The sequence below is a fragment of the Hansschlegelia beijingensis genome, from assembly GCF_045505405.1.
Lineage (GTDB): Bacteria > Pseudomonadota > Alphaproteobacteria > Rhizobiales > Methylopilaceae > Methylopila > Methylopila beijingensis_A.
Genome location: NZ_JBJKEX010000186.1, coordinates 1 through 6,010, shown reverse-complemented (window position 1 = coordinate 6,010; position 6,010 = coordinate 1). Strand labels below are relative to the sequence as shown.

General features: G+C 68.1%; 4 protein-coding genes and 1 pseudogene. 3 read left to right on the top strand and 2 right to left on the bottom strand.

Annotated elements, in window-relative coordinates; genetic code table 11:
* Positions 1–41: 41 nt before the first annotated feature.
* Together ACIKT0_RS11835 and ACIKT0_RS11830 are read right to left on the bottom strand one after the other, a co-directional pair.
* Positions 42–1,139, bottom strand: a pseudogene (locus ACIKT0_RS11835) (HAD-IC family P-type ATPase); the annotation flags it as partial.
* Between the two features lie 177 nt (positions 1,140–1,316).
* The gene (locus tag ACIKT0_RS11830; RefSeq protein WP_407105536.1) at positions 1,317–1,937 is read right to left on the bottom strand and encodes a TetR/AcrR family transcriptional regulator; all 621 of its coding nucleotides are present in this window, start codon (positions 1,935–1,937) and stop codon (positions 1,317–1,319) included.
* 336 nt (positions 1,938–2,273) lie between these two features.
* Between ACIKT0_RS11830 and ACIKT0_RS11825 the strand changes: the two genes are divergently transcribed.
* The 3 genes from ACIKT0_RS11825 to ACIKT0_RS11815 form a co-directional block, all read left to right on the top strand.
* Entirely contained in the window at positions 2,274–4,409 is a 2,136-nt protein-coding gene (locus tag ACIKT0_RS11825; protein WP_407105535.1) for a molybdopterin-containing oxidoreductase family protein, read from the top strand.
* 66 nt (positions 4,410–4,475) lie between these two features.
* The gene (locus tag ACIKT0_RS11820) at positions 4,476–4,784 is read left to right on the top strand and encodes a ferredoxin family protein (protein WP_407105534.1); all 309 of its coding nucleotides are present in this window, start codon (positions 4,476–4,478) and stop codon (positions 4,782–4,784) included.
* A gap of 10 nt (positions 4,785–4,794) precedes the next feature.
* The coding region (locus tag ACIKT0_RS11815) for an FAD-dependent oxidoreductase (protein ID WP_407105533.1) at positions 4,795–6,010 on the top strand (1,216 nt) is incomplete at its 3' end.

Genomic DNA, 6,010 nt, shown 5'->3' with positions numbered 1-6,010 from the left:
AGCACCTACGCCGGGATCGTCAGGCTGGTGGAGGAGGCGCAACGTTCCAAGGCCCCGATGACGGCGTGCGCGACCGGATGGCCCGACGCCTGCTCCAGCGACGCCGCGAGGCGAAGCATGTCCTGGTCGGCGATGACGCCATGGTTCTCGATCGCGACGATCTGCGGGCGCCCGTCGGTCAGGGTGCCGGTCTTGTCCAGAACCAGCGTGCGGATCCGGGACATCGTCTCGAGCGGCCCCGCGCCCTTCACCAGGACGCCGGAGCGCGCGGCCCGCGACATGCCCGCCACCAGCGCCACCGGCACAGCGAGGATCAAGGGACAGGGCGTCGCCACCACCAGCACGGCGACGGCCCGGATCGGATCGCCGGTGAACCACCAAGCCGCGAACGCCAGCGCGACCGTCACGGCGAGAAAGCCGACGGACCAGCGGTCGGCGAGGCGCGCCATCGGGGCCTTGGAACGTTGCGCCTCCTCCACCAGCCTGACGATCCCGGCGTAGGTGCTCTCAGCGGCGGGGCGCGTCGCGGCGAGGTCGAAGGCCTCGCCCGCATTGGTGGCGCCGCTCATCGCTTCGTCGCCGCGCGCCAGGCGCACCGGGAACGACTCGCCCGTAAGCGCCGACATGTCGAGGAGCGCCGTATCGGACATGATCACGCCGTCGACCGGCGCCACGTCGCCCTGCCGGATCAGCAGGCGGTCGCCAGGCCCGATCGAGTCGAGCGAGACCTGCTCCAGCCCGCCGTCCCGGTGCCGTATGGCGGTTCGGGGAACGCGCGAGAGCAGGTCCCGCATCTCGCGCCGCGCGCGGCCTTCGGCGAAACTCTCCAGGAAGGCGCCGCCGGAATACATGAGGGCGACGACGGAAGCCGCGAGCGTCTCGCCGAAGATGAGAGCGGCGGACATCGACAAGGCCGCCACGACGTCGAGACCGACATCGCCCCGGCGCAGGCTGCGCGCCATGTCGACCAGAAGGGCGAGCAGGACCGGCGCGACCCCGGCGGACCAGGCGATCCGGGCGGCCTCAGCGTTCCCCGCCAAGGAGAAGGCGAGCCCGGCCAGGAGACCCGCGAGCGCGAGCAGCAGCAGCGCCGTCTTCAGGCGGTCGACGCCAGCGTGGGCCGCACGGCTCAGCTCCATCAGCCGGTCCATTCCTGTCGGCCCGCCGGAAAGCGACGCTCGATTCCTGTACGTCGGACGCTCCCCCATCATCGCGGGGCGGCCACAGGGCGTCGAGCCTCCATTGGCGCCATCCGTCAGCCCGTAGCGAGCAGCCCCGAGGGGCGCGCGGATCAGACGTCGATCGCGGGCCTCCGATCAGTCGCCGAAGGCCAGATTTTCGATGTGCTCGGCCGCAGCCTGCTCGATGCCGGCGAGCTCCTCGTGCCTGACCCGCCTCGGGCCGATCAGGATCATCAGGCCCTCGATCTGGGCGGTGATCAGCGCGGCGCGGAGGTCGCGGCTTTCCCGGCCGATGTCGGGACGCACGCGCTCGATCATGTCGGAGATCCAGGAGCGCATCCGCGCGTAGAACGCGCCAAGCATCTTGGACACGGGCGGAGAGTGGTTGGCCATCGCCCACATCTCCATGAGGAGCGTGACGGTCCGCTCGCGCTTGTTCTCCTCGATCATGAACTTGATCGAGAACTGAAAGATCTCGCGGTCGCTCTTGAGCCGCGACGGCACCCGCTTCTTCAGGCGCTCGTCCCATCGATCGAAGATGAACTCCGCGAGGTCGACCAACAGGTCGTCCTTCGAAGGATAGTAGTAGTTGACATTCCCGACCGCGATGCCGGCGCGCTTGGCGATGTTGCGGTACGACAGGTTCGCGAAGCCTTCGGTCACGACGATGTCCTTGGCGACCTCCAGGATCATGGCGGACCTGCCGGCGCCCTTCCGGGTCGAACCCTTCGCGGCCGACGACGGCAGATTGACCATGGGGTTCCCCGTCCCTGGGGCGGCCTTCGGAAGCCGCGATATTTCCCAGTACGACCGTACAAGAACTTTGACCAGAGGGCGCGCCGTCGCTTGCTCGAACCGCATGGCGCCCCTGGGCGATTTGAAAGCGTCCGGCGGCCTGCTGCTGCAGCGCACGCGGCCCTCGCACGGCGCCCAGCATTTTTGCTAGGCATCGTACTAATCTGCACATTATTCGATCGCTCTAGGACGTCCGTACGATTTACCGGAGCGGGCTCCTTGGTATCGTTCCAGACAGTCGAAACGTCTTCGCCGATGGGCCGACGTTCGCAACGTCTTGGAAGGACGGAGCCAGCCATGAACGCTGAGATCGACACCATGATCGTACGCGGCGCCTGCCCGCACGACTGCCCGGACACTTGCGCGTTCGAGTACCACGTGAAGGGCGGCAAGCTCGTCGAGGTGACCGGCGACAAGAACCATCCGATGACGCAGGGGCGCCTCTGCGTGAAGCTCAAGGACTTCGCCGGCCATCATTACAATCCCGAGCGGATCCTGACGCCGCTGAAGCGCGTCGGACCGAAGGGAACGCGCCAGTTCGAGCCGATCACCTGGGACGAGGCGCTGACCACGATCCGGGACAAGTGGAACGAGATCATCGCCCAATACGGCGCGCAGGCGATCATGCCGCACGCCTATCTCGGCCATCAGGGGACGCTGAACGGGCTGACCGCGGGCGACGCATTCTTCAACCGCCTCGGATCGACCGTCGCAGAGAAGACCTACTGCGAGAGCGGTTCGTCCACCGCATGGATCATGACTGTCGGGCCGTCCGGCGGGCTGGACATCGAAAGCTTCGTCCACGCGAAATACATCATCGTGTGGGGCATGAACATGACCAGCACGAACATCCACGGCTGGCCGTTCATCGTGAAGGCGCAGGAGGCCGGAGCGAAGGTCGTCGTCATCGACCCCGTCCGCACCCGCACCGCGAAGGCCGCCGACTGGCACATCCAGATCAATCCGGGCACCGACGGCGCGCTCGCGCTCGGCATGATGAACGTGATCATCGCCGAGGACCTCGTCGACCACGACTACGTCGAGAAGTACACGCTCGGCTACGAGGAGCTGAAGGAGCGCGCGGCGCAGTTCCCGCCGGAGCGCGTCTCCCAGATCACGGGCATCCCCGTCGAGGACATCATCACGCTCGCCCGCGAATACGCGACCACGCCGCCGGCCGCGATCCGCGAGGGCGTCGCGATCGAGCGCAGCCGCGGCGGCGGACAGGCGATCCGCGCCATCACCTGCCTGCCGGCGCTGATCGGCGCGTGGCGGCATGTCGGCGGCGGCGCCATGGAGATGCCGATCTGGGAGTTCCCGACCAACTTCGACAAGATCTGCCGGCCGGACTGGATCCGCCCCGGCACCCGCGTGGTCAACGAGCTCGACCTTGGGGCCGCATTGACGGGCGAGCTGCAGCTCGACCCGCCGATCAAGTCGCTGTTCGTCTACAACTCCAATCCGATGAGCCAGGCGCCTGCGCAGGCCAAGATCGCGAGAGGACTTGAGCGCGAAGACCTGTTCACGGTCGTCAGCGAGCTCTTCATCACCGACACGGCGAAATACGCCGACATCATCCTTCCGTCCGCCATGCAGGCCGAGCAGCTCGACATCATGGTGACGTGGGGCCACCTCTACATCAGCCTCAACCAGCCGGCGATTTCACCGCCGCCGGACTGCGTGCCGAACGTCGAGATGTTCCGCCGCCTGGCCAAGACCATGGGCTTCAACGACGATTACTGGGACCGCTCCGACTGGGAGATGCTCCAGGACTTCTACGACTGGGATTCGCCTGCGCTCGCGGGCATCACGCTCGAGACGCTGAAGGAGACGGGCTGGGCGCGCATCAATGTCGGGCTGCCGCACGAGCGCAAGCCGCACGCTGAAGGCAACTTCAAGACCCCGTCCGGCAAGTGCGAGTTCAAGTCGAGCGTCACCGAGAACTTCGTCGTGCCCGTCTGGCGGTCGATGTATGAGGGCATGCAGCCCGGCGAGCCGATCGACCCGCTGCCGGACTACGTGCCGCCCTACGAGTCCCGGGAAACCAACCCCGAGCTCGCGAAGCGCTTCCCGCTCTCGATCGTCTCGCCGAAGGCGCACGCCTTCCTCAACTCGCAATACGCGAACGAGGAGCCCAAGCAGAAACGCCAGGGGGAGCAGACCGTTTTCATGCATCCCGCCGACGCGGCGGCCCGCCAGATCGTCACCGGCTCGACGGTGCGCGTGTTCAACGAGCGCGGGCACTTTGACGGCCGCGCCGAGATCGTGGACGCGCTGATGCCCGGCCTCGTGATGGCCAACCTCGGCCATTGGCCGAGCTTCACCAAGTCGGGCACGGCCGTGAACTCGATCAGCTCCGACGCCCACTGCGGCATGGGAATGGCGGGGAGCTATTCGGACAACCTCGTCGAGGTCGAACACGTCGCTGCATGAGCCGGAAGCCGCGGCGCGCCGTGACGCGCCGCGGCCTCCCCTGATGGAAATGCCCAGGACGCCAGCATGACCCACGTCGTCACCGCCAACTGCCAGGCCTGCCGCTTCACCGACTGCGTCACCGTCTGCCCGGTCGCCTGCTTCCACGGCGACGACGAGCGGCTCTACATCGACCCGGAGGTCTGCGTGGATTGCAGCGCGTGCATCCCCGCCTGCCCCGTCGGAGCGATCAAGGAGGAGTTCGACCTCTCCGGCGACGAGGAGGAGTGGATCGAGATCAACGCGACCAGGGCGAGCGCGCTGCCGGTCATCCGCGCGAAGCAGGCGCCGCTTCCGTCGGCGGAAGCGCGGCGCAGCGAACTCGGCCTGAACTGAGGACGCTGCCGTGAACCCCTCGGCGCCACTGAGGGTCGTCGTCGTCGGCAGCGGGCCGAGCGGCTTCTACGCGGCCGAGGCGCTGCTCGCCGCCGGCGCGGAAGTCGACGTCGTCGAGCGCCTGCCGACGCCGTTCGGGCTGGTGAGGTTCGGGGTCGCCCCCGACCACCCGAAACTGAAGCAGGTCTGCCAGAACTTCACCGAGATCGCGGGCCACGAGCGCTTCGCCTTCTTCGGCAACGTGACGCTCGGTCGGGACGTGTCCGTCGACGAGCTGCGCGCGCTCTACGACGCCGTCGTGATCGCCAGCGGATCGTCAGCCGACCGCAAGCTCGGCGCGCCGGGCGAGGACCTGCCCGGAAGCTGCTCGGCGACCGAGTTCGTGGCCTGGTACAATGGCCATCCCGACTATCGCGACCGGTCGTTCGATCTGTCCTGCGAGACCGCGGTCGTGCTCGGCCACGGCAATGTGGCGATCGACGTCTGCCGGATCCTCTCCAAGTCGGTGGACGAGCTCCGCCAGACCGACATCTGCTCCCACGCGCTCGAAGTCCTCGCCGAGAGCCGGGTGCGGGACGTGCACCTCGTCGGCAGGCGCGGGCCCGCCCAGGCGAAGTGGACCGCGAAGGAGATCCGCGAGCTCGGGACGCTTTCCGAGGCCGACGTCGTCCTCGATCCCTCGGATCTCGCGATCGGAACGGCCTGCGCGGCCGAGATCGCCGACCCCCGGGGCGTCACGGCCGCGCAGAGCCTGAAGATCCTCAGGACGCTGGAGGGCCGGCCGCGCGAGCGGCGCAAGGCGATCCACCTGCGGTTCAACCTCAGCCCGAAGGCGATCGAGGGCGCTGGACGCGTGGAGCGCGTGCTATTCGACCGATGCCGGCTTTCCGGAGAGGCGTTCGCCCAGGTCGCGACGCCATGCGGCGAAACCGCCGTGATCGAAACGGGCCTAGTGTTCCGGAGCGTGGGCTACACCGGCGTCCCGATCGAGGGCGTCCCGTTCGACGCGAGGGCCGGCACGATACCCCACGTCCGCGGGCGCGTGACGGGTCAGGGAGGCCCCGCGCCGGGTCTCTACGTCGTCGGGTGGATCAAGCGCGGGCCGTCCGGGGTGATCGGCGTGAACCGGGCGTGCAGCCTGGAGACCGTCGAGACGCTGCTTTCCGACCTCGCCGGCGCGGCGTCGGGCAAACCCGGCCGCGCCGGGCTGCGCGACCTGCTGGAGC

Excerpts from the sequence above, each read along its gene's own strand:
- ACIKT0_RS11820 (WP_407105534.1), top strand. The coding sequence starts at position 4,476 with ATGACCCACGTCGTCACCGCCAACTGCCAGGCCTGCCGCTTCACCGAC.
- ACIKT0_RS11830 (WP_407105536.1), bottom strand. The coding sequence starts at position 1,937 with ATGGTCAATCTGCCGTCGTCGGCCGCGAAGGGTTCGACCCGGAAGGGC.
- ACIKT0_RS11825 (WP_407105535.1), top strand. The coding sequence starts at position 2,274 with ATGAACGCTGAGATCGACACCATGATCGTACGCGGCGCCTGCCCGCAC.